This is a genomic window from Caldovatus sediminis (assembly GCF_014644455.1).
Lineage (GTDB): Bacteria > Pseudomonadota > Alphaproteobacteria > Acetobacterales > Acetobacteraceae > Caldovatus > Caldovatus sediminis.
Map to the genome: position 1 here is coordinate 37,446 of NZ_BMKS01000019.1, position 21,946 is coordinate 59,391.

20 protein-coding genes are annotated in these 21,946 nt (G+C 74.6%); 9 read left to right on the forward strand and 11 right to left on the reverse strand.

The window, feature by feature from the left end:
• Positions 1-130: 130 nt before the first annotated feature.
• From IEX99_RS20095 to IEX99_RS20130, 8 genes are all read right to left on the reverse strand, one after another.
• Positions 131-1,297: a glycosyltransferase gene (locus tag IEX99_RS20095; protein WP_188903631.1), complete on the reverse strand. Its 1,167-nt coding sequence runs from the start codon at positions 1,295-1,297 to the stop codon at positions 131-133.
• A 3-nt stretch (positions 1,298-1,300) separates the two neighbouring features.
• Complete coding sequence (locus IEX99_RS22600) at positions 1,301-3,724, reverse strand: class I SAM-dependent methyltransferase (RefSeq protein ID WP_229678172.1); 2,424 nt, start codon at positions 3,722-3,724, stop codon at positions 1,301-1,303.
• A gap of 508 nt (positions 3,725-4,232) precedes the next feature.
• Positions 4,233-6,035, reverse strand: coding sequence for a thiamine pyrophosphate-binding protein (locus IEX99_RS20105; protein ID WP_188903633.1), 1,803 nt, complete (start codon positions 6,033-6,035; stop codon positions 4,233-4,235).
• A gap of 436 nt (positions 6,036-6,471) precedes the next feature.
• A complete protein-coding gene (gene copM, locus IEX99_RS20110) occupies positions 6,472-6,867 on the reverse strand; it encodes a CopM family metallochaperone (protein WP_188903635.1) in 396 nt (131 codons plus the stop codon).
• 68 nt (positions 6,868-6,935) lie between these two features.
• Entirely contained in the window at positions 6,936-7,340 is a 405-nt protein-coding gene (locus tag IEX99_RS20115; protein WP_188903637.1) for a hypothetical protein, read from the reverse strand.
• Positions 7,341-7,350: 10 nt separating this feature from the next.
• Positions 7,351-8,760, reverse strand: coding sequence for an amidase (locus IEX99_RS20120; protein WP_188903639.1), 1,410 nt, complete (start codon positions 8,758-8,760; stop codon positions 7,351-7,353).
• A gap of 102 nt (positions 8,761-8,862) precedes the next feature.
• Positions 8,863-9,435, reverse strand: coding sequence for a DUF4189 domain-containing protein (locus tag IEX99_RS20125; RefSeq protein WP_188903641.1), 573 nt, complete (start codon positions 9,433-9,435; stop codon positions 8,863-8,865).
• Positions 9,436-9,674: 239 nt separating this feature from the next.
• Positions 9,675-10,565 carry an alpha/beta fold hydrolase gene (locus tag IEX99_RS20130; RefSeq protein ID WP_188903643.1) on the reverse strand — a complete coding sequence of 297 codons (891 nt, stop codon included), beginning with the start codon at positions 10,563-10,565 and terminating at the stop codon, positions 9,675-9,677.
• A 164-nt stretch (positions 10,566-10,729) separates the two neighbouring features.
• On the opposite strand from IEX99_RS20130, the gene IEX99_RS20135 reads away from it, so the two are divergent.
• From IEX99_RS20135 to IEX99_RS20170, 8 genes are read left to right on the forward strand one after another with little or no spacing between them, the layout of a single operon-like run.
• Positions 10,730-11,188 (forward strand): SUF system Fe-S cluster assembly regulator, encoded by a 459-nt coding sequence (locus IEX99_RS20135; RefSeq protein ID WP_188903645.1) that lies wholly within the window; start codon positions 10,730-10,732, stop codon positions 11,186-11,188.
• A 12-nt stretch (positions 11,189-11,200) separates the two neighbouring features.
• A complete protein-coding gene (gene sufB, locus IEX99_RS20140; protein WP_188903647.1) occupies positions 11,201-12,685 on the forward strand; it encodes a Fe-S cluster assembly protein SufB in 1,485 nt (494 codons plus the stop codon).
• A gap of 2 nt (positions 12,686-12,687) precedes the next feature.
• A complete protein-coding gene (sufC, locus tag IEX99_RS20145) occupies positions 12,688-13,437 on the forward strand; it encodes a Fe-S cluster assembly ATPase SufC (protein WP_188903648.1) in 750 nt (249 codons plus the stop codon).
• The gene (gene sufD, locus IEX99_RS20150) at positions 13,434-14,741 is read left to right on the forward strand and encodes a Fe-S cluster assembly protein SufD (protein WP_188903649.1); all 1,308 of its coding nucleotides are present in this window, start codon (positions 13,434-13,436) and stop codon (positions 14,739-14,741) included. Before sufC ends, sufD begins: the two co-directional genes overlap by 4 nt.
• Positions 14,738-15,991, forward strand: coding sequence for an aminotransferase class V-fold PLP-dependent enzyme (locus IEX99_RS20155; protein WP_188903650.1), 1,254 nt, complete (start codon positions 14,738-14,740; stop codon positions 15,989-15,991). The genes sufD and IEX99_RS20155 overlap by 4 nt, the downstream gene beginning before the upstream one ends.
• Positions 15,991-16,455, forward strand: a complete 465-nt coding sequence (gene sufU / locus IEX99_RS20160) for a Fe-S cluster assembly sulfur transfer protein SufU (RefSeq protein WP_188903651.1) — start codon at positions 15,991-15,993, stop codon at positions 16,453-16,455. Before IEX99_RS20155 ends, sufU begins: the two co-directional genes overlap by 1 nt.
• Positions 16,448-16,858 (forward strand): SUF system Fe-S cluster assembly protein, encoded by a 411-nt coding sequence (locus tag IEX99_RS20165; protein WP_229678173.1) that lies wholly within the window; start codon positions 16,448-16,450, stop codon positions 16,856-16,858. The genes sufU and IEX99_RS20165 overlap by 8 nt, the downstream gene beginning before the upstream one ends.
• Before the next feature lie 20 nt (positions 16,859-16,878).
• A complete protein-coding gene (locus IEX99_RS20170; RefSeq protein WP_188903652.1) occupies positions 16,879-17,256 on the forward strand; it encodes a HesB/IscA family protein in 378 nt (125 codons plus the stop codon).
• Between the two features lie 132 nt (positions 17,257-17,388).
• Here the strand turns inward: IEX99_RS20170 and IEX99_RS20175 are convergent, their stop codons facing one another.
• The gene (locus IEX99_RS20175; RefSeq protein WP_188903653.1) at positions 17,389-18,003 is read right to left on the reverse strand and encodes a carbonic anhydrase; all 615 of its coding nucleotides are present in this window, start codon (positions 18,001-18,003) and stop codon (positions 17,389-17,391) included.
• An 86-nt stretch (positions 18,004-18,089) separates the two neighbouring features.
• Positions 18,090-19,112, reverse strand: coding sequence for an MBL fold metallo-hydrolase (locus IEX99_RS20180; RefSeq protein ID WP_188903654.1), 1,023 nt, complete (start codon positions 19,110-19,112; stop codon positions 18,090-18,092).
• A gap of 280 nt (positions 19,113-19,392) precedes the next feature.
• On the opposite strand from IEX99_RS20180, the gene IEX99_RS20185 reads away from it, so the two are divergent.
• Positions 19,393-20,472, forward strand: coding sequence for an FkbM family methyltransferase (locus IEX99_RS20185; protein WP_188903655.1), 1,080 nt, complete (start codon positions 19,393-19,395; stop codon positions 20,470-20,472).
• Between the two features lie 104 nt (positions 20,473-20,576).
• Here IEX99_RS20185 and IEX99_RS20190 read toward each other — a convergent pair whose 3' ends face one another.
• Positions 20,577-21,884, reverse strand: a complete 1,308-nt coding sequence (locus IEX99_RS20190) for a class I SAM-dependent RNA methyltransferase (protein WP_188903656.1) — start codon at positions 21,882-21,884, stop codon at positions 20,577-20,579.
• Positions 21,885-21,946: the final 62 nt, after the last annotated feature.

Here is a 21,946-nt window from a genome sequence, read left to right on the forward strand (position 1 = left end):
CCGCTCGGGCAATCGGGTCGCCGCCCAGGGGCGCATGGTCGGCCGGGTCCGCGCTTCGCGCGGCCGAGGATGGCCCGGCTCGCCGCCGGGCCCGCGGTGATGCCCCCTCGGGCGCCGGGTGGACAGCGCGTCAGCCGCCGAAGATGGCCGCCAGGATCGCCGGCGCCTGCGCCGCCGGGCCGTGGCGCGTGAGTGCGGCGGAGTGCGCCGCCTCGGTCATCGTCGGGTAGGCGGCGGTGTCGAGGCTGGCGATCGCGCCCTCCAGGACCTCCTCCCAGCCCTGCGCCGGCGCGAGCCAGCCGGTCTCGCCGTCGGCGACGGCCCGGCGCAGGGTGAAGCTCGGCGAGACGACGCTCAGCGTGCCGACGGCCGCGGCCTCGAACACCTTCAGCTCCGACTTGCAGTTGGTGAAGGCGTTGTCCTGCAGAGGCACCAGGTTCAGCTCGACCTCGCCGATCAGCCGCTGGAGGTTCAGGAAGTCCTGCAGCGGGTGGCGCTCGATGCGGTCGGCGAAGGGCGCGAGCGCCTCTCCGGGGTCGAGGAAGCCCACCAGGCGCAGCACCAGGCGCCGATCGCGCCGCATCAGCCGGGCCAGCGCACCGGCGACGATCTGGAAGTCGCGGTTGTGCGTCGGCGTGCCGCTGAAGTAGCCGAGGTGGACCCGGCCGTCGCGCGCGAAGCCCGAGGCGCGCTTGGCTTCCAGCGCCCGCCGCGAGGCCTCGAGCTGCGCCGCGTTGAGGAAGTTGGGGACGACGGCGGTCGGCAGGCCACAGAAGGCGGTGGCGCGCGCGGCCAGGTACTCGTTGGTGGCGATGACGCCCTCGCACAGCCGCATCGCCGCGCCGAGGCGGCCGAAATAGGCGAACCAGTGGTCCATGTCCGCCTCGCCGCAGGGGTTGTCGAGCGTCTCGAGCACGAGCTGCACGTAGCGGTCGTCGAAGACGAGGTCGTCCACGTCGAACAGCACCCGGCGCCCGCGGGCTCGCGCCGCGGCGATCAGGCGCGCGACGCCGACCGAGTAGCGCGCGCGGCAGACCACCAGGGCGTCGCAGGCGCCCAGGATCGCGTCGGCGTGCTCGAGGTCCCCGGTCGAGAACCAGGCGGCGCCGACGTCCGGCGCCGCCACCCGCAGCGCCTCGATCATGTTCCACACGCGGTAGCGGAAGGTGCTGGTGTCCGGCTGCTCGTAGAAATAGGCGACGCGGCGGCTGCCGCGGCCGAGCAGCGCCAGCCGCACCGCGAAGGGCTGCGTCCAGGGGTCGGCATAGGCGATGCGCTCGCAAGGAAGGAGGAACACGCCTCAGCCCGCCGCCGCGAGGCGCTCGACGACCGGGGCGAGGGCCGCCTCCCAGTCCCGGCCGATCCGCGCCTCTCGGTGGTTGGCCGCCCGCCGCGGCTCGTCCGCGGCGAGCGCCTCCGCCTCGGCGAGCGCCGCGACCAGCGCCTCCACCGACGGCTCGGCGCAGAGGATGTTGCGGCAGTAGTGGTCGAGCGACGTCTTGGCGCCGCACCGGTTGGTGACCACGACCGCGCCGCTCGCCGCGAGGTCGAGCGGCGGGTAGCTCGGGTGGGGGGTGTACATCAGCGACAGGCCGACATCGACGCTCCGGACCAGCGCCGCGTACTCTTCCCAGGGGAGGTTCTCGGCGACATGCGGGCGCACGCCGCCGGGCATCACCAGCTCCGGCACGTCCTTGCCGACGAAGTGCAGCTCCCACTCCTCGGGCGGGAAGTGGCCGGCCACCAGCGCGCCGGACAGCGCCTCCAGGCCCCTGAGGAACAGGTTCCGGTCGTTGCTCGGGCGGGCGTAGAAGAAGAGCCGCCGCTTCGCCCCTGCCGGGCGCGGCTCCCGGTGGTAGATGGCCTCGGGGAAGGCGGGCTCGAAGGCGATGCCGTTCGCCGCGACGCCGCGCATCCCGTCCCGCGCCAGGTGGTCGCGCAGCGCCGCGGTGTTGAGGACGAAGCGGAGCCGCGTGTCGCACAGCACCTCCCGGCAGCGGAGCTGCTGGTCGCCGGCCGGGTAGAACAGCCGTTCGTCCTCCTGCAGCAGGTAGATGATCCGGTCCGGGCGGACGGCGGCGAGCGCCGCCCAGGTCGTCCACCAGGAGGTGGTGAGCAGGACGTCGCCTGCGCCGATCGGCACCCTGCGCCCGACGCCCGACGGGCCGGAGTGCAGGAACTCGACGTTGCCGTCGCAGCGTACGCCCTGCGCGCGCAGAACGGCGCCGAAATTGGCCGTCTCCGGCGGCTCGGTGCGGGTCACGACGCGCAGCGGCACCCCGAGACGCCGCGCGAGCAGGACGGCGAGGATCATCGCGGTGCCGACCCCGCCGAAGAGGCTGCCCGCGTTGATGCTGTCGGTCAGCATGGTCAGGCGGCGCGGGCTGTCGGGATCGGGAAAGGTGAGCAACGGCGCGGGCAGGCGGCTCGCCACCAGGGTCGCGCAGGCCAGCGGGGCGGGACGGGGCGGGGCCGCCGGCGCCAGCGCGGGCGTCGCCACCGGCGCGCCGGGCAAGACAGGCGCGGCGGGGGGAGCGGCAGGGCGCCCGAGCAGGCCGCGCAGGCGCGCGACATAGGCGGGCTCGCGTCGGGCGAGGCCGACCGCAGCGCGCAGCGGCCGCGTGATGCGCCAGGAGGTGGAGCGCACCAGGGCGTCGCACCGTGCGCGCAGGGCGGCCGCGTCCTGCGCGAGACGGTGCGCCGCCGCCTCGGCCTCGGCGGTTCGGGCGCGCAGCGCCTCGGCCCCGCGCTCGGCCATCCGCAGCCGGTCGCGCAACGTCGCCTCGCGCCGCTCGACCTGCCGCCACGCGGCCTCGGCGGAGCGCAGTCTCTCTTCGGCGGCCCGCAGCCGCTCGTCGGCGGCGGCGATGGCTGCCCCATGCGCCTCCTCGAGCGCCTGCAGCCGCGCGGAGAGGCCCTGTCGCTCCTCCGCCGCCGCACGCAGCCGCGCTCCGGCGTCGTGCGCGAGCCAGCGCAGGTGCACCGCCTCGCCGCGCGACGCGAACAGCCCGCGGATAGCGGCGGCCGCTCCGGGGTCCTCCGCGGCGGCGAAAAGCGCGCGCAATGGCGCGGGCAGCGCGCCGCCGACGCCCGCCACGCCGAGGCCGTGGCCGTGCACGAACTCGAAGTGAGGATGGTCGGCCTTGATCTCGTGCCAGAGTCGCCAGACCCCGAAGTCGTCCTGGCGGACGTTGGTGTCGTGGAACAGCACCACGCCGCGGTCGGAGAGCGTCTCCCGCCACAGGCGGAAATCGCCGGCGGCGGCCTCGTAGGTGTGGTAGCCGTCGATGTGCAGCAGGTCCACCTCGCCCGCCTCGAAGAACTCCCGCGCCCGGGCGAAGGTCATGCGCAGCAGCGTGGAAAAGCGCCGCCAGCGGGTGTCGTTCAGGGAGCGCACCGCCGCGAAGACCTCCTCGCCGTACCCGCCCGCGTGCGGATCGCCTTCCCAGCTGTCGACGGCGTGGCAGCGCGTGGCGAGCGCGAGGCGGTCCACCGCCTGGCAGAACGCGCCGTAGGAGACTCCCCAATGCGTGCCGAGCTCGACGATCGCGCGCGGCCTGAGCGCCTTGACCACCCAGAAGGCGAAAGGGACGTGCTCGAGCCAGGCGCTGGCCGCGAGGTGGTCGGGACGCCAGTCGATCTCGTCGCCGATCCCGAGCGCGCCGATCACCTTCGCCAGCGGCGAAGCAGAGGGGGATACGGCGAGGTCGGGATGTGCATCCATGCCGGCGTCGTGTCCTCCCCGAACTCGATGCGCCCGCGGTCGAGCGGGACCGGGAGCCGGGCCGTCCCGGCCTGCGGGCCGCCTGCCCCCGCCGGGCGCGAAGGCGGCCCGCTGGCGTGGAGCGTCGCAACGTTCCGGCAAGGCGCGGCGATCAGTGGTCGCGCACCCCCCTTTCCGCCGTCGCCGTTCGGACAGCGCGCGGCGGTGCGAGGGCAGGGAGAAAGGCTGTCATTCAGGCTGGATGCATACGGCCGGCCGCGGTCGGGCCGCACATCAAGCCCAGGTGGCCAGGCATCAAGCTCCGGTGATGGACGGCTCGAAAGGCGGAGGTCCCGCAGCCGCGAGGCGCGGAGCGCGTGCCTGCGCCCTGCGACCGACGCCCGGAAAGCCCGGCGATTCTGGCTCCCGGGGCCGGTCGGCACGGCCGCCCCGGTTCCGCCCGCACGCCCGGTACCGGGCCGTCGTGGCGGGACGGCTTCGCCCTGCGGCGGCTCCTGCCCGGCGCTGGTCAGGCGCCGGCCGGGCCCGCTCCGGGCACCCAGGGCGCGCCGAACACCGGCTCCTTGTGCGGGATCGGCGGCAGGGCCCAGGTGCCGGTGGCGGGCGGGCGCACCTCGGCGTCCACGTGCACGTCGAGCAGCGCCGGGCGCCCGAGCTTCACCGCGTGCTCCAGCGCGCCGGCGAAGTCCTCGGAGCGCGTCACGGTGACGCCCTCCACCCCGGCGGCGCGCGCCCAGGCGGCGAAGTCCGGGTTGTAGGGGCGGCGGTTCTCGCCGGCGTAGAAGCCGGTGCCGATCTCGCGCCCGCCGAAAAGGCCGTACTGGATGTCGCGGATCGCCCCCCAGGCGAAGTTGTTCCACACCACCCAGACCACCGGGATGTCGTACTCCACCGCGGTGCAGAGCACGTGCGGCACCATGGTGAAGCCGCCGTCGCCGCAGACCGAGACGCAGACCCGCTCCGGCGCCGCCAGCTTCGCGCCGAGGATCGAGGAGGGGCCGAAGCCCATCCCCGAGAAGCCCCAGGTGTTGAGCATCGTCTGCGGCCGGCGCGCGGTCCAGAACTGCATGAACCAGTTGTGGTGCACGCCGGAGTCGAGCGAGAGGATCGCGTCCTCCGGCAGCACCCGGCGCAGGTCCGCCACCACGCGCTCGGGCCGCATGGGCGAGGTGTGGCGCTCGAAGTTCGGCCGCGTGAAGTCGTCCCACTCCTTGCGCCAGGCGGCGATCTCGGCGTGCCAGGCGGCGAGGCGGCCCGCGCCGGGCGGCGCATGGCGCGCCTCGATCTCGGACAGGAGCTGGCGCAGGAAGGTGCGCGCGTCGGCGAGGATGCCGAGGTCCGGCGTGTAGTTGCGGCCGATCTCGGCGTGGTCCACGTCCACATGGATCAGCCGCGCCGCCGGGAAGTTCCACGAATAGCCGGGGATCCAGGAGGAGGCGGAGCGGTCGTCGAAGCGCGCGCCGATGGCCAGCACGAGGTCGGCGTGGCGCCCCGCCTGGTTCGCCGGATAGGCCCCGTTGCGCCCGATGAAGCCGAGCGAGAGCGGGTGCGCCATGTCCAGGCACCCCATGCCGTTCGGCGAGCTGATGACGGGGATGCGCAGCCGCTCGGCGAGCGCCGTCAGCTCCGCGCCCGCCTCGGAGAGCGTGACGCCGTGGCCGATGAACAGCACCGGCCGCTCGGCCGCGAGCAGCATCCCGGCCGCCTGCGCCACCTCCTCCGGCGCGGCGCCGCTGCGGCGGGGGTTGGTCGCGCTCCAGGCCGCCGGGACCTCGACCTCGTCCTCCTCCTGGAAGAGGTTGAACGGCACGTCGAGGTTCACCGGGCCCGGCCGGCCGCTCAGCATGGTCAGCGCCGCCTGCCTGAGCGCGAGCGGCAGCATGTCCACCCGCGTCGGCTGGAAGGCGCGCTTCACCACCGGCCGGAGCACGCTCGGGAAGTCGGCCTGGTAGTGCCGGTTCAGCTCCTGGAAGGGCGAGCGGTTGAACTGCGAGGTCGGCACGTTGGCGGTGATGGCGAGCAGCGCCGAGCTGTCCGTCTGCGCCACCGCCAGCGCCATGACGATGTTGGCCGAGCCCGGGCCGCAGGAGGTCAGCGTCGCCGCGGGCCGGTGCCTCACGCGGAAGTAGCCGTCGGCCATGTGCGCCGCGACCTGCTCGTGCCGCGGCGATATCAGGCGGATGCGGTCGCGCCGGTCGTAGAGCGCGTCGAGCATGCCGACATTGCCGTGGCCGCAGAGGCCGAAGACGTGGTCGATCCCCTCGCGGAGCAGGAACTCGGCGATCAGCTCGCCGCCCTTCATCCGTGGCATGGCGTTCTCCCGTCGCGGCCGGCCGGGACGCGCCCCCCGGCGGGTGGCGGCCGCGCGGGACGGGAGGCGCGGAGGCCTGCGCGTGCGGCGATCGTAGCAGCCGGTCCGCGACGGCGCGAATCCGCCCGCCCGACGCCGGCACGGCGCTGCGCGCCCGGCGGCGCCGGGCCCGGTCTGCCCTCGCGCTCAGCGCAGGCCGCCCGGCATGACCGCGAGGTTGTCGGGATCGAGCCCGGGCGCCTGCGCGGCGGCCGGCCTCGCGCAGGCGCATCTGCACCGCACGGACCGCCGCCAGCAGCGCCGCTCCCAGACCGGAGGAAAGCCTCATGGCGCGTCGTCCTACCGTGATGCCGCCGCAACACGGACGGGCGGCGTCCCGGCCGCGCGCGATCGGTCCGGCGAGGGCCAGCGGCGGTCCCCGCCGGACCGGCGGCGCTCACCGTGCCGCGCGCGCGAGCCAGGCGCGGAGAACGGCGATCTCGTTCTCCTGGGCGCGGATGATGCCCTCGGCGAGGGCGCGGATCTCGGGATCCCTGCCGTGCTCGAGCACCACGCGCGCCATGGCGATGGCGCCCTGATGGTGCGGGATCATCGCCGCGGCGAAGTCGCGATCGGGATCGCCGGTGTAGCTGATCTGCATGTCGCGATGCATGCGATCGGCGACCGCGCGGAACGCCTGCACCGCCGGCGGCTCGGCCTGCGCCGGGGCGGCGTCGGCGGCCGGCGGGTGGTGGCGTCCCGCGGTCTGCGCTCGCGGGGCGGCGAGCGGCGGCATGGACGCGGCGAACAGCACAGCCGAAGCGGCCGCGCGACGGGACAGGGTCGTGCTCATGGTCGTTCTCATCCTCTCCTTGGCGAATGACGCGGGTCGCGGTGCGGTCGGCGCGAGGCCGGCCGCGCTTACGCCGTCCGCGGGGGGAGAGGCTCCGGCTGCGGATCGTGGCCCGCGCGGACAAGGGGCGGAGCGGGTCCGAACGCGTTGCGGGCGAGAACGGGGCGCGGCGGCGGCGAGACGCCGAGCAGGTGCTCGGCCGCCGCGCAAGCCAGGGCGCAGGCCGAAGCGCGCGCCCGACCCTCGCCATGCGGGTCGCAGGCGCCGTCCCCGACCTGGATCACGCCCGCGACCATCCGCACCGCGCCGCAGGCGCCATGCGGATCCTCCGCAGCCGCTGGCCGCTCCGGCGCCGCGGCGGAGCCGGCCGGCGGCGCGGCCACGCCGAAGGCATGGGTGACGCGCAGGGCCGCGCCGCCGAGCAGCAGCAGCAGCGCGGCGAGGAGCGCGAGCGGTCGGCGGAGCCGGCGCATGGTCGCGCTGCTACGCCTCCACCGGCGCGACGTTCTCCAGCAGCCAGCGCGCCAGCGCCGTCGCGCGCGCGTCCGTGTGCGGCTGGCCCATGACCTGCACGCCGACCGGCATGCCGCCCACCGCCATCAGCGGCACCGTCACGGCGGGCGCGAAGAGCAGGGAGCTCGGCGCGTTGAACACGAAGTCGCCGGTCGGCCGCGGCGCCAGGGGCTGGCCCGGCACGTCGCCGGACCAGGGCGGCGCCGGACCGGGGCAGGCGAGGGCGACGACGGCATCCGCCAGCGGCGCGATGGCGGCGTGCCGGCGCTGCGCCTCCTCGCGCCGCAGCAGGCGGAGGCGGTAGTCCTCCGGCGTCATCCGCTCCGCGCTCGCGAGCACCGCCTTGTAGCGCTCGCTCACCCCGTCCGGGTGCTGGTCCACCAGGTTGCGCGCGGCCCAGCGGTTCTCCCAGGCGGTGATGGCGCCGCAGATCGCGCGGGCGTCGGCGATGGACTGCTCGAAGGCCTCGATCAGCGGGTGGTCGGCGCGGCGGAGCAGGGTGATGCCGGCGCCGCGCAGGCGCTCGAGCAGCGTCTCGAAGGCCGACCTGGTGGCGGCGTCGAGCGCGGCCCAGCCCTCGGTCTCCATCACGATCAGCCGCTCCGGCCTCGCCGCCGCCGGCGGATGGTCGGGGCCGAACAGGCCGGGCGCGCCGCGATCGCCGCCGACGCGCCTCGCGATCTCGATGGCGACCTGCCACATGTCCTCGATGCAGCCGGCGTGCGGCCCGTGGGTGCTCATCGAGGTCGCCTGGCGCTCGCCGCGGTTGATCCCGCCCTGGGTCGGCTTGAGCGCGACGTTGCCGCAATAGGCCGCCGGCCGGATGATCGAGCCGCCGACCTGCGAGCCGATCGCCGCCGGCACCATCCGCGCCGCCACCGCGGCGGCGGAGCCGGAGGAGGAGCCGCCGGGCGTGCGCGCCGGGTCGAAGGGATTGGTGGTCGGTCCCGGATGCGCGCCGCCGAGCTCGGCCGTGACGGTCTTGCCGAGGATCACGGCGCCGGCCTGGCGCAGCGCCCAGACGGCGGCGTTGTCCCGCTTCGGGAAGTTCCCGCGATAGGCCTCGGCGCCCATCTGCGTGGGCATGTCCTTCGTCTCGAGCAGGTCCTTGATGCCGATCGGCATGCCGTCGATCGGCGAGAGCGGGCGGCCCTGCCTCCAGCGCGCCGTGCTGGCGTCCGCCGCGGCGCGGGCGCCGGCTTCGTTCAGCACGACCCACGCCTTCACCACCGGCTCGCGCGCGGCGATGGTCTCCAGGCAGCGCTCGAGATAGGCGCGTGGCGTGTCCGCTCCGTCGCGGAAGCGCGCCGTCGCGTCGTGGAAGGTGAGGGCCCGGAAGGTCCTCGGGGAATAGCCCTGGGCTCGCACGCCTCCGTCCATCGCGCCGGATCGCTCCTTCCCGTTGCGCAGGCGCGCATCAGAGCGCGGCGCGGGCGCGCGAGTCCAGGGGGGGCCGCCGTCCGCTCCCGTCCCGGACGCGCCTCAGCGCGGCGCGCAGGCGGAGGCGGCGATCAGGCAGAAGCCGCGCCGGTCGGCCTCCTCGCAGGCCTCGATCGCGGCGGTCTCGGCCTCGTCGAGGGTGCGTCCCGCGCCCGCGGCAACCGAGGTGACGACATAGCCCGGAGGCGCGCGGCGTGCCCCGCGCCCCTGCGGGGGGCGATGCTCGATGCCCTGGGCCACGGCGGCGCAGCGTTCCGCGAACTCGGCGAGGAGCCGGCACCGCGCGGCGGGCCCGTCGGTGCCGAGGCCGGCGCTGCGGCACTCGCGCTCCGCGGCGCGGCGGGCCTCCTGCCGGTCGGCGCGCCCCACCGTCAGGCCGAAGCCGATCGCGGAGGGCGTGGCGTAGATCGCACCCCAGCGCGGCAGTTCGCCGGTCGAGGGCGACAGGGCGGCGGGAAGCCTCGGAGACGCGATGCTGCCCGCCCCGATCGCCCCGGCATGGGGGGAGAGGGGGGAGGCGCCGGCGGCGGCCGGGACGAGCAGCAGGCCAAGGGCGACCGCCGCAAGACGCGGGCTGCGGCGGGTCGCCGAAGGGGCGGGGGGCGGGGCACGCATGGCTCTGAGATCCTTCGCCGCCGGGCCGGGGGCGCCCGGCGACGCGCTGGAGCATGCCGCAGCCGCGTTGCAGCCCGATTGCGAAGGATCAAGAACCGTGTTTCTTCGGTTTCAATCCGGCGCGATCCTGTTTCGCGCCCGCTTCATGACCGCGGCGCGCCGGATGCTGGGCGCGCCGACGGCCGCCGATGCGGGGCCCGCCGCGCCCGGGGGGCGGGACCGGGGGCTCCGCCGGCGGTTCAGCGCTCCTCCCTCGCGGCGATGATCCCCCCGCCCAGCGTGCCCGGGATGCGCGCCGTCCAGCGGCCGGCGTCCACCAGCGTGACGAAGTCGAGCACCGCGCGGTTGAAGGCGTCCGGGTCCTCCAGGTTCATCGCGTGGCCGCACTTCGGCAGGACCTGCAGCGCGCTGGTGGGGATCGTGCGCTTGAGGAAGATGCCCGGCTCCAGCGTCGGGTCGTCCTCGTCGCCGCAGAGGACGAGGGTGGGCAGGCGCAGCGCCCGGAACCGGTCCGCGAGGTCGAACAGCGAGGGCCGCTCCCGCTGCACGCCGAGCATCGTCAGCGCCGAGCCTTCCGTCGAGTGCTCGGCGAGCTGGGCGCGGAACTCGGCGTAGCCGCGCGGGTCCTTCTCCTCGTGGATCAGGCGGGTGGGGCCGCGGGCGTAGACGGCCGCCATCCGCGCCATCCCCTCGGCGCGGATGCGGGCGGCGGTGGCCTCGACCTCGGCGCGGAACTGGTCGCGCTTGCCGGGCTCCGCGCCGTAGCCGACGCCGGCCGCGACCAGGCTGCGCGCGAGCGCCGGATGGCGCAGCCCGAGATGCAGCGTCGCGAAGGCGCCCATCGAGAGGCCGACCACATGGGCCGGAGCGAGGTTCAGCCCCTTGATGACGGCGGCGATGTCGTCCGTCGCGCGGTCCTGGGAGTAGGCCCGGGGATCGCCCGGCACGGCCGAAGGCGGGTAGCCGCGGGCGTTGAACGCGACGCAGCGGTAGCGCCGGCCGAAGAAGCGGAGCTGCGGCTCCCAGGAGCGGAGGTCGCCGGCGAATTCGTGCACGAAGACCATCGGCGTGCCGGAGCCGACCTCCTCGTAGTAGAGCTCGACCCCGTCGTTGGCGCGAAGCGTAGGCATGCCCGTCCCTCCCGGTGCGCAACAGCACGCGGCGAGCATGCGGGCCGGGGGCGCCCTGGACAAGCGCCCGGGGGCGCTTGACTCCGGGCGGGGGCGGGGGCATCTGCAATCCGGACCGGAAAGGTCCGGATTAGCGTGGAGGCAGGGCCCGGCGGGGCGATCCGATGCTGCGTCTCTCGAAGCTCACCGATTACGCCGTCGTCGTGCTGACGCGGCTCGAGGAAGGGGAGGGCGTGCAGGCCGCCCCGGACCTCGCCGCCGCGACCGGCATCGCCGAGCCGACGGTCGCCAAGGTGCTCAAGATCCTGGCCCATGCCGGCCTGGTCGAGGGGCTGCGCGGCGCGCGCGGCGGCTACCGCCTGACCCGGCCGATCGCCGAGATGCCGCTGACCGAGGTGATTACGGCCATAGACGGGCCGATCGCGCTCACCGCCTGCGTCGATTCGGCGGTCGGCCACTGCGAGGCGGAGGACCTCTGCCCCGTTCGCGGCCGCTGGGACCCGGTGAACCGGGCGATACGCGACGCGCTGTCCGGGATCACCATCGCCGACCTCGCCCCGCCGCGCGCCGCGCCGGTCGCGCCGCCGGCCCGCCCTGCGGCGCCCCTCGCCGCCACCGCATAGGTCACGACCGAGATGCCAGCCGTCAACGAGACGCTCGAGACCGTCCAGTCCGTCACCCAGGGCACCTACAAGTGGGGCTTCGAGACGGACATCGAGATGGAGTTCGCCCCCAAGGGGCTGAACGAGGACATCATCCGCTTCATCAGCCGCAAGAAGGGCGAGCCCGAGTGGCTGCTGGAGTGGCGCCTGCGCGCCTTCAAGGCGTGGCAGGCGATGAGCGAGCCGCGCTGGGCGGCGGTGAAGTACCCGCCGATCGACTACCAGGACGCCTACTACTACGCCGCGCCGAAGCGGCGGCCGAAGTCGCTCGACGAGGTGGACCCGGAGCTGCTGAAGACCTACGCGAAGCTCGGCATCCCGCTGAAGGAGCAGGAGTGGCTCGCCGGCGTCACCACCTCGCCGGACGGCACGGCGCGCGCGCCGGTCGCGGTGGACGCGGTGTTCGACAGCGTGAGCGTCGCCACCACCTTCAAGGAGCGGCTGGAGAAGGACGGCATCATCTTCTGCTCCATCTCCGAGGCGGTGCGCGAGCACCCGGAGCTGGTGCGGAGGTACCTCGGCAGCGTCGTGCCGCCGGCCGACAACTTCTATTCCGCGCTGAACAGCGCCGTCTTCACCGACGGGTCCTTCGTCTACATCCCGAAGGGCGTGCGCTGCCCGATGGAGCTGTCCACCTACTTCCGCATCAACGCGAAGAGCACGGGGCAGTTCGAGCGCACGCTGATCATCGCCGAGGCGGGAAGCCACGTCAGCTACCTCGAGGGCTGCACCGCGCCGATGCGCGACGAGAACCAGCTCCACGCCGCCGTGGTGGAGCTGGTCGCGCACGACGAGGCGACGATCAAGTACTCCACGGTGCAGAACTGGTACCCGGGCGACGCCGAGGGGCGGGGCGGCATCTACAATTTCGTCACCAAGCGCGGCGCCTGCCGCGGCGCGCGGAGCAAGATCAGCTGGACGCAGGTGGAGACCGGCTCCGCCATCACCTGGAAGTACCCGTCCTGCATCCTGCAGGGGCCGGATTCGGTCGGCGAGTTCTACTCCGTCGCCATCACCAACAACTTCCAGCAGGCGGACACGGGCACGAAGATGATCCATCTCGGCCCGCGGACGAGGAGCACGATCATCTCCAAGGGCATCAGCGCCGGCCACGGGCAGAACACCTACCGCGGCCTGGTGCGGATCAGCCCGAAGGCGGTCGGCGCGCGCAACTTCACCCAGTGCGACAGCCTGCTGATCGGCGACCGCTGCGGCGCCCACACCGTGCCCTACATCGAGAACCGCTGCATGAGCGCGAAGGTGGAGCACGAGGCGACCACCAGCCGCATCGCCGAGGACCAGCTCTTCTACTGCCGCAGCCGCGGCCTCTCCGAGGAGGACGCGGTGGGGCTGATCGTCAACGGCTTCTGCCGCGAGGTGCTGAAGGAGCTGCCGATGGAGTTCGCGGTCGAGGCGCAGAAGCTGCTGCAGATCTCGCTTGAGGGTTCGGTGGGCTGAACATGCTGAAGATCGAGGGACTGACCGCCGCGGTGGACGGCAAGCCGATCCTCAAGGGGATCGACCTGGCGGTGCCGGCCGGCGAGGTGCACGCGGTGATGGGCCCGAACGGCTCGGGCAAGTCCACGCTCGCCTACGTGCTGGCGGGGCGCGAGGGCTACGAGGTGACGGGCGGCAGCGCGACCTGGGACGGGCTCGACCTGCTCGCGCTGGAGCCGGAGGAGCGCGCCGCGGCGGGGCTCTTCCTCGCCTTCCAGTACCCGGTGGAGCTGCCGGGCGTGGGCAACGCCACCTTCCTGCGCACGGCGCTGAACGCGATCCGCCGCGCGAGGGGCGAGCCGGAGCTGGATGCGATGCAGTTCCTCCGCCTCGCGCGCGAGCGGCTGCGCGCGCTCTCGATGCCGGAGGAGATGCTGAAGCGCAGCGTCAACGTCGGCTTCTCCGGCGGCGAGAAGAAGCGCAACGAGATCCTGCAGATGGCGCTGCTGCGCCCGCGGCTCGCGGTGCTCGACGAGACCGACAGCGGCCTCGACATCGACGCGCTGCGGATCGTCGCCGACGGCGTGAACGCGATGCGCGGGCCGGACTTCACGGCGCTGGTCATCACCCACTACCAGCGCCTGCTCGACCACATCGTGCCGGACCGCGTGCACGTGCTGGTGGGCGGGCGCATCGTGCGCTCGGGCGGGCCGGAGCTGGCGAGGGAGCTGGAGCGCGAGGGCTACGCCGCGCTCCAGGCGCAGGCGGCATGAACGTCGTGACGCACAAGGCCGGTGCCGCGGGCTTCCTGCACCGCTTCGAGGGGCTGCGCGAGCGGCTTCCGGGCGGGCGCCTGCCCTGGCTCGCCGCGCTGCGCGACGGCGCGGCGGAGGCGTTCCGCGCCCAGGGCTTCCCGACGCGGCGCGTCGAGGCATGGAAGTACACCGACCTCGCCCCGGTCGCCGAGGCCGGCTTCGACGAGCCGCTGACCGCGGTGGACGACGCGATGGACCTGCCGCCGCCGCTGGCCGGCGCGCGCGCCGTGTTCGTGGACGGGCGCTTCCGTCCCGACCTCTCCTCGCTCGGGGGGCTCCCCTTCGCCGCCGCCTCGGTCGCGCACGGGCTGGACGCGCTGGAGGGCCGCCTCGGCGCCCTCGCCCGGCCCGCCGAGGAGCCGATGGCGGCGCTGAACACCATGCTGTTCGAGGACGGCCTGCTGCTCGACCTGCCGGAGGACGCGGACGGCGGCGTGCTCGAGCTGCTCTCGCTGGCGACGGCGAGCGAGCGGCCGGCCGCCTTCCACCCGCGCCACCTGGTCCGCCTGGCGAGGGGCGCGCGGCTGACGCTGATCGAGACCGCGACCGCGCCGGAGGGCGCGCGCTACCTGCACAACCCGGTCTTCGAGATCGCGGTCGCGGAGGACGCCCGGCTGACCCACGGCCGCCTGCAGCAGGAGGCGCCGCGCGCCTTCCAGCTCTCCACCGTCTATGCGCGGGTCGCCGCCGGCGGGACCTACGACAACTTCACGCTGAACGCCGGCGGCCGGCTGGTGCGCAACGAGATCCATGTCGCGCTCGTCGGGCCGCGCGCCGCCTGCCACATGAACGGCGCCCAGCTCCTCGTCGGCGAGCAGCACGCGGACACCACGACGGCGCTCGAGCACGCCGCGCCCTCCTGCACCAGTCGGCAGACCTACAATACGGTGCTGATGGGCCGCTCGCGCGGCGTGTTCCAGGGGCGGATCCTGGTCCGCCAGGCGGCGCAGAAGACCGACGGCTACCAGATGAACCGGGCGCTGCTCCTCTCGCCCGAGGCGGAGATGGACAGCAAGCCGCAGCTCGAGATCTACGCCGACGACGTGAAGTGCAGCCACGGCGCCACGGTGGGCGAGCTCGACCCCGAGCAGGTCTTCTACCTGCGCAGCCGCGGCATCCCGGAGGGCAGGGCGCGCGCGATGCTCGTCGAGGCCTTCCTGCACGAGGCGGTCGAGGGCGTCACCGACGAGCCGCTGCGGCGCGCGCTCGACGCCGCCGTGGCCGGCTGGTGGGCGCGGCAGGAGGAGGGCCTCGCGGCATGAGCGTCGCCCTGCAGCCCGCCCCGGCGCTCGACGTCGCGCGCGTGCGCCGCGACTTCCCGATCCTGGCGCGGACCGTGCGCGGGAAGCCGCTGGTGTTCCTCGATTCCGCCGCCTCCGCCCAGAAGCCGCGCGCGGTGATCGAGGCGATGGTGCGCTGCATGGAGACGGCCTACGCCAACGTCCACCGCGGCGCCTACCACCTGAGCGAGGTGGCGACCGAATCCTACGAGGCGGCGCGCGCCGCCGCCGCGCGCTTCCTCAACGCCGCCGATCCGCGCGAGATCGTCTTCACCCGCAACAGCACCGAGGCGATCAACCTCGTCGCCCATTCCTGGGGCCGCGGCGTGATGCGGCCCGGCCAGGCGGTGCTGGTCAGCGAGATGGAGCACCACGCCAACCTGGTGCCTTGGCAGATGCTGCGCGACGACGGCCGGGGGATCGGACTGCGCGTCTGCCGCGTGACCGACGACGGCGAGCTCGACCTCGAGGACCTCGCGGCGAAGCTCGCCGACGGGAAGGTCGGGCTCGTCGCCGTCACGCACATGTCGAACGTGCTCGGCACGGTGACGCCCGCCGAGCGGATCGTCGCGCTGGCGCACGCGCACGGGGCGAAGGTGCTGCTCGACGGCAGCCAGGCCGCGGTGCACCGGCGCGTGGACGTGCGCGCGATCGGCTGCGACTTCTACTGCTTCACCGGCCACAAGCTCTACGGCCCCACCGGCATCGGCGTGCTCTGGGCGCGGCTCGAGCACCTGGAGCGCATGCCGCCCTTCCTCGGCGGCGGCGACATGATCGCGAGCGTGACGCTGGAGCGCAGCGAATGGGCCCCGCCGCCCGCGAAGTTCGAGGCTGGCACCCCGCCCATCATCGAGGCCGTCGGCCTGCATGCCGCGCTCGACTACGTGGCGGCGATCGGCCTGCCGGCGATCGAGGCGCACGAGCGGGCGCTGGTGGACCACGCGATGCGCCGCCTCTGCGGCGTCGAGGGCCTGACGCTGCTCGGCCGCGCGCAGGACCGCGGCGGCGTGTTCTCCTTCGCGCTCGACAACGCCCATCCGCACGACCTCTCGACGCTGCTCGACCGCGCCGGCATCGCCGTGCGCGCCGGGCGCCACTGCGCCGAGCCGCTGCACGCGCGCTTCGGGCTGGAGGGCGGCACCTGCCGCGCCTCCTTCGGCCTCTACACGACGCGCGAGGAGATCGACCTCCTGGCCGACGCCCTGGTCAGGGCGCGGGAGTTCTTCGCCTGATGTTCGACGACCTGCGCGACCTCTACCAGGAGGTGATCCTCGACCACGGCCGGAAGCCCCGCAACTTCCGCCGGATCGAGGACGCCGACCGCTCCGCGCGCGGCGACAACCCGATGTGCGGCGACCGGATGGAGCTGTGGCTGAAGCTCTCCCCCGAGGGGCGCATCGCCGACGCCGCCTTCCAGGGCCGCGGCTGCGCCATCTCGATGGCCTCCGCCTCGCTGATGACGGAGACGGTGAAGGGCAAGACGCCCGAGCAGGCGAAGGAGATGGGCGAGAAGGTCCGCACCCTCGCCATGACCGGCACCTGCCCGGCCTGCGACGGCGCGATCGCCGAGGACATGGAGCGTCTCGCGCCGCTCTCCGGCGTGCACGAATTCCCGAGCCGCGTGAAGTGCGCGACCTTGGCCTGGCACACGCTGAAGGCCGCGCTCGAAGGAGCCAAGGAGGCGAGCAGTGAGTGACGAGGCCGCCATCACCGAGCAGCCCGCCGCGGCCGCCGCCCCCGTCCACGCCGCCTGGACGCCGGAGGGCGAGACCCCGCCCCCCGCGCCGCCCGCCGCGCGCGTGGACGAGGGGAAGATCATCGAGATGCTCAAGACGGTGTTCGACCCGGAGATCCCGGTCGACATCTACGAGCTCGGCCTGATCTACGCCGTCGAGATCGCCGACGACGGCAGGGTGAAGATCGAGATGACGCTCACCACCCCCTCCTGCCCCTCGGCCCAGGAGCTGCCGGGCCAGGTGGAGGAGGCGGTGCGCATGGTCCCCGGCGTCACCGACGTGCAGGTGGAGGTCGTCTGGGACCCGCCCTGGGACCCGAGCCGGATGAGCGAAGACGCCCGCCTCGCCTTGAACATGTACTGACCGGAGGCGACATCCCCGCCATGAGCGCCACCACCGACACGCCCGCGACCACCCGCCCGAAGCGCGCGCTGCCCCCCCTGATGCGCGTCTCCGACGCCGCCGCCGAGCGGCTGCGCGCCCTCTACGCCAAGGGCGAGCACGGCAGGCTGCTGCGCGTCGGCGTCAAGGCCAAGGGCTGCTCGGGCCTCTCCTACGACCTCTCCTGGGCCGACGCCGCGGGCCCGGGGGACGAGACGGTGACCGACAACGGCGTCACCATCCTCGTCGACCGCAAGGCCTCGCTGTTCCTGATCGGCACGGTGATGGACTACGAGGTGAAGCCGATGTCGGCCGGCTTCGTCTTCCGCAACCCGAACGAGAAGGGCCGCTGCGGCTGCGGCGAGAGCTTCCACGTCTGAGCGGACGCGGGGGACGGCGCGCCCCCGCGCCAGTGCGGTTTCCGCTCGGCTGTGCCCGCTGCGGCGGCTCCCGCTCGTTGTCTGCCGAGCGGATTCACGCTCCCGGCTGTTCCCGGCCGTCCGCGATCTGCCCTAGGCGCGCACCGGCGCGAATTCGCCGTCCGGGCCCAGCATCTCGAGCGTGCCGGTGAAGATGTCGAACCGGCAGCCGTGCAGCGCGAGCCGCCCCGCCTCCACCGCCTCGCGCACCCAGGGAAAGGTCATCGCGTTCTCGAGCGAGAGGCGAACCGTCTCGCGCTCGCACGCCGTCTGGCGCGCCTCGGCGGGCTCGCAGCGCAGCGCGCGCCCGCGCGCGGCCTCCGCGATGCGCATCCAGGGCACGACGAAGTCCGACGCCCCCTCCGGCGGCCCCTCCAGCAGCGCGCGCACGCCGCCGCACAGGCCGTGGCCCATCACGACGAGCAGCGGCACGCGCAGCACCCGCACCGCGAATTCCAGCGCCGCGCTGGTGCCGTGATAGGCGGCGTCCGGCGCGTAGGGCGGGATGAGGTTGGCGACGTTGCGCACCACGAACAGCTCGCCCGGCGCCGCGGAGAACACCGTCGTCGGGTCCACGCGGCTGTCCGAGCAGGCGACGACCATCGCGCGCGGCTGCTGGCCGTGGAGGGCGAGCGCCTCGAAGCGCTCGCGCTCCTGCGGCCAGCGCAGCGCCCGGAACTGCCGGTAGCCGGCGATCAGTGCGTCCATGGCGCTGCGATGTCGCCCCGGGGCGGCAACGGTTCAAGGGGGGCGATGCGCCGCCGCCCCGGTCCGCGGGCCGGCGCGGCCGCGGGTCAGGCGAGGCCGCTCGACCAGTCCGCCAGGACGAACCGGTAGCCGTCGCCCTCCTTCGCCATGTAGCCGGTGGCGGGGAAGGGGAAGTGGTAGCCGGTGACCCGCATGCGGTCGGCCGCCACGCGGTCGTAGAGGCGCCGTCGCGACCGCTCGGCCATCTCGGCGTCGAAGTCGAAGGCGACGTGGAAGTCGGGCCTGCGCGCCAGCAGCTCCGGCCGGTTGGTGGTGTCGGCGACGAACATCATCTGGTCGTTGCCGTCGGCCACCAGGTAGCAGGTGTGGCCGGGCGTGTGGCCGTAGGCGGCGACGGCGCGAATGCCCGGAGCCACCTCTGCCCCGTCCGCGACTTGGCGCACCCGGTCCCGGTAGGGGCCGAAGCGCCGGGCCGCATTGGCGAAATTGCCGCGCTGCCCCTGCGGGCTGCGGCTCTCGTTGCCGGGATCGGTCCACCAGCGCCATTCGGTCTCCGGCACCACGATCTCGGCGTTGGGGAAGACCACCTCGTTCTCGCGCGTGGTCAGGCCGCTGATGTGGTCGCCATGGAAGTGGCTGACCACGACGAGGCCCACCCGCGCCGGGTCGAGCCCGGCGGCGCGCATGTTCGCCGCGAGCTGCCCCGCGGTCGGCGCGAGCTGGCCCCCGGTTCCGGTGTCGAAGACGACCAGGTTCCGGCCGGTGTCCACGAAGGTGACAGTGATGGGAATGATGAACTGATCGGTCGGCAGGAAGGACGCGCGCAGCACCTCCTGCACCTCCGCGAGCGGCGCGTTGCGCACCAGTCCCTCGACGGGGCGGCGGAACACGCCGTCGTGCACCATGGTGACGGTGAAGGCGCCGAGCCTGAAGCGGTAGAAGCCCGGCGCCTGCGCAGGGGCTGGCGCCTGCGTCGCGCCCTGGGCGGCGGACTGCGCCGCGGCGTCGCGCGGGCGCAGCACCGTCGGCGCCGACAGCGCGAGGCCCGCGGAGCCGAGCAGCAGAGCGCGGCGGCGCCCGGGCGAGACATCGCTGGCGCGTTCGTTCATCGGCCCACCTCCCTGGATCTGGCGTCCCTAGGGTGGCCGGGCGCGGGACGGAATCAAGCGAATCCGAAGCGAATCCGATTTTTGCTTCGGGAGCGGTTCGCGGTCCGCCGGCTGCTCGCTTCACGAGGTGTTGAGGCCACGCCGAAGCTGGGCTAGCAGGGAAGCCCGCAACGGGGCGGCGCCGTCCGGGTCGGCGCTGCGCGGCGCCCGGCCAGGGTGGAGCCTGGTCCGACGGCGCGCTGCCGCCCCGCCAACCTGCACCCGGAGAGGGCCGCCGCGCGTGTCGAGCCGGGATCGCTTCGGGACGATCCTTCCCCCACCCGAGCGCGCTCGCGGCCGCGAGCAGGGCAGCCCCCTCCTGCGCCTCCTTTCGGGGCTGTTCCGCGCCCGGCCCGGTTCCGGCGAGCGGCGGCGGCTGCGGCAGGAACTCGCAGCGCTGCGCGAGGAGATGTTCCACATCCGCGCCGAGCTGGCGCTCCTGCGCAGCCGCTACGCCCACGGCCGGCGCGACGCCTTCCTCCTCACCGAGCTGCTCCGCCTAGGCAACCGGCGGGAGGTGGAGGCGGTGATCCGCGCCCATACCCAGACCCTCGCCCTGCCCGACGGCACGCTGCTCTGCCGCGTGCTGGCGCACCACAAGCTGCTCGTCGAGGGCACCGATTCGGGGCTCGGGCCGCACCTCGCGCTCGACGGCTTCTGGGAGTACTGGGTGACGGAGTTCGTCGCCCGCAACCTCGGCCGCGGCGAGGCCGCGTTCGACGTCGGCGCAAGCTACGGCTACTACAGCCTGGTGTTCGCCGATCTCGTCGGCCCGGAAGGCCGGGTGCGCGCCTTCGAGCCGAACCCGCAGGTGCACGCGCTGCTGGTGCGCAGCCTCGCGCTGAACGGCATCGCGCAGGCAAGCGCGCATGCGGCGGCGGTCTGCGCGCGCGGCGGCGGCGCGGTGCGGCTGCAGGTGCCGATCTCCGACCCCCAGGCCGCCCGCATCCTTCCCGGCGAGCCGCCCGAGCCACCGGCACCGGCCGCCGAGGGCGTGCGGCTGCATGCCGTGCCGACCGTCGCGCTCGACGACTTCGCCGAGGAGCCCGTGGACCTCGTCAAGATCGACGTCCCGGGCGCGGAGGGGGAGGTCTGGCGCGGCATGCAGGGCCTTATCGCGCGCCAGCCGCGGCTGCGCGTGCTGATGGACTTCGACGCGCGACGCGTGCCCGAGCCCGCCGCGTTGCTCGCGCAATTCGCGCAGCTCTTCCCGCTGCGGCTGGTCGAGGGCGACGGCCGCGCCCGACCCTGCACGGCGGAGGAGGTCCTCGGCCGCGGCGAAGCGGTGATGCTCTACCTCTCGCGGGCGGAGCCGCGCTAGAGCCGTTTCCGCTCGGCTGCGCCCGCTGCAGCGGCTCCCGCTCGTCGCCTGCCGAGCCGATTCGCGCTCCCGGCCGTTCCCGGCCGTCCGCGATCGGCTCCAGGTCAGGCGCGGCCGCCGCGCGCGAAGACGGCGACCGCCTCGATCTGCGCCGACCAGAGGAACTGGTCCACCGGCGTCGCGGCGTGCAGCGCATAGCCGGCGCGGCGCAGCACCGCGGCGTCGCGGGCAAGCGCGGCGGGATTGCAGGAGACGTAGATCACGCGCGGCGGTGCGGCGTCGCGCCCGGCGCGTGCGATCTGCGCCATCTGCGCCGCGGCGCCGGCGTAGGGCGGATCGAGCACCAGCGCCGCGAATTGGCCGAGCTCGACGGGGAGCAGCGGCTGGCGCGCGAGGTCGCGGCGGTGGGCCTCGACGCGCGCGCCGGCGCGCCGCGCGGCGGCGTCGAGCGCGGCCTGCGCCTCGGCGGCGCCCTCGAAGGCGAGGGTGCGGGCGCGCGCCGCGAGCGGGAAGCTGAGGGTGCCGACGCCGGCGTAGAGATCGGCGATGCGCGCCCGCGCGGGCAGCCTCTCGGGCAGGCCGGCGAGCACGGCGGCGACGATCGCCGCCTCGCCCTGAGGGCTGGCCTGGAGGAAGGCGCCGGGCGGCGGCGCCACTGCGACGCCGGCGAAGCGGATGGCGGCGGGGCCGAGCTGCGCCGCGGTCTCCGGCGGGGCCTCGCCGCGCGCATGGGCGATGCGCGGGATCGCCTGCGCCCGCGCGAGGGCGGCGAGGGCGGCGCGATCCGGAGCGTTGAGCGGCCCGTCGGTGCGCAGCAGCAGGTCGGGCCCGGTGTCGAGCAGGTTCAGGATCGCCGAGCCCTCGCGCCGCAGCGCGTTCAGGTGCCGCAGCGCGGCGCGCAGCGGGTCGAGCAGCGCGAACAGCCGCGGGTCGAGGATGTGGCAGGTGGCGAGGTCGAGGACCGCGGCGCTGCCGCGCAGGTGGAAGCCGATGGCGACGCTCCCGTCCGGCGCGCGGCGCAGCGCGAGATCGGCGCGGCGGCGCGCCCAGGGCGGCGTGCGCGCCGGCTCGGCGACCGCGGGATCGGCGAATCCGGCCCGCTCCAGCGCCTCGGCGACGCGCGCGCGCTTCCAGGCGGCATAGGGGGCGTCGGCCCAGTGCTGCAGCGCGCAACCGCCGCAGCCGGCGAGGAAGTGCGGGCAGGGCGGCGCGACGCGGTCGGGGCTCGGGGCGAGGATCGCCTCGGCGAGGGCGGCGTGGCCCTCGCCGCGGCGGCCGAGCAGGCGCGCGCGCACCCGCTCGCCGGGCAGGGTGTGGGGGATGAAGGCCGGCGTGCCGTCCGCCAGCGCGGCGACGCCGTCGCCGGCGGCGCCGATCCGTTCGATCAGGAGATCGGCGGTGCCGCCGCTCACCCGCCGAAGGCGTTCAGCCCGGTCTGCGCCCGGCCGAGGATCAGCGCGTGCACGTCGTGCGT

What these genes read in the sequence shown, in the direction of transcription:
- sufD (WP_188903649.1), top strand. Translation starts at nt 13,434, where the DNA reads ATGAACGTCGTGACGCACAAGGCCGGTGCCGCGGGCTTCCTGCACCGC.
- IEX99_RS20105 (WP_188903633.1), bottom strand. Translation starts at nt 6,035, where the DNA reads ATGCCACGGATGAAGGGCGGCGAGCTGATCGCCGAGTTCCTGCTCCGC.
- copM (WP_188903635.1), bottom strand. Translation starts at nt 6,867, where the DNA reads ATGAGCACGACCCTGTCCCGTCGCGCGGCCGCTTCGGCTGTGCTGTTC.
- IEX99_RS20130 (WP_188903643.1), bottom strand. Translation starts at nt 10,565, where the DNA reads ATGCCTACGCTTCGCGCCAACGACGGGGTCGAGCTCTACTACGAGGAG.
- IEX99_RS20115 (WP_188903637.1), bottom strand. Translation starts at nt 7,340, where the DNA reads ATGCGCCGGCTCCGCCGACCGCTCGCGCTCCTCGCCGCGCTGCTGCTG.
- IEX99_RS20180 (WP_188903654.1), bottom strand. Translation starts at nt 19,112, where the DNA reads ATGAACGAACGCGCCAGCGATGTCTCGCCCGGGCGCCGCCGCGCTCTG.
- sufU (WP_188903651.1), top strand. Translation starts at nt 15,991, where the DNA reads ATGTTCGACGACCTGCGCGACCTCTACCAGGAGGTGATCCTCGACCAC.
- IEX99_RS20175 (WP_188903653.1), bottom strand. Translation starts at nt 18,003, where the DNA reads ATGGACGCACTGATCGCCGGCTACCGGCAGTTCCGGGCGCTGCGCTGG.
- sufB (WP_188903647.1), top strand. Translation starts at nt 11,201, where the DNA reads ATGCCAGCCGTCAACGAGACGCTCGAGACCGTCCAGTCCGTCACCCAG.
- IEX99_RS20170 (WP_188903652.1), top strand. Translation starts at nt 16,879, where the DNA reads ATGAGCGCCACCACCGACACGCCCGCGACCACCCGCCCGAAGCGCGCG.
- IEX99_RS20120 (WP_188903639.1), bottom strand. Translation starts at nt 8,760, where the DNA reads ATGGACGGAGGCGTGCGAGCCCAGGGCTATTCCCCGAGGACCTTCCGG.
- sufC (WP_188903648.1), top strand. Translation starts at nt 12,688, where the DNA reads ATGCTGAAGATCGAGGGACTGACCGCCGCGGTGGACGGCAAGCCGATC.
- IEX99_RS20135 (WP_188903645.1), top strand. Translation starts at nt 10,730, where the DNA reads ATGCTGCGTCTCTCGAAGCTCACCGATTACGCCGTCGTCGTGCTGACG.
- IEX99_RS20125 (WP_188903641.1), bottom strand. Translation starts at nt 9,435, where the DNA reads ATGCGTGCCCCGCCCCCCGCCCCTTCGGCGACCCGCCGCAGCCCGCGT.
- IEX99_RS22600 (WP_229678172.1), bottom strand. Translation starts at nt 3,724, where the DNA reads ATGGATGCACATCCCGACCTCGCCGTATCCCCCTCTGCTTCGCCGCTG.
- IEX99_RS20155 (WP_188903650.1), top strand. Translation starts at nt 14,738, where the DNA reads ATGAGCGTCGCCCTGCAGCCCGCCCCGGCGCTCGACGTCGCGCGCGTG.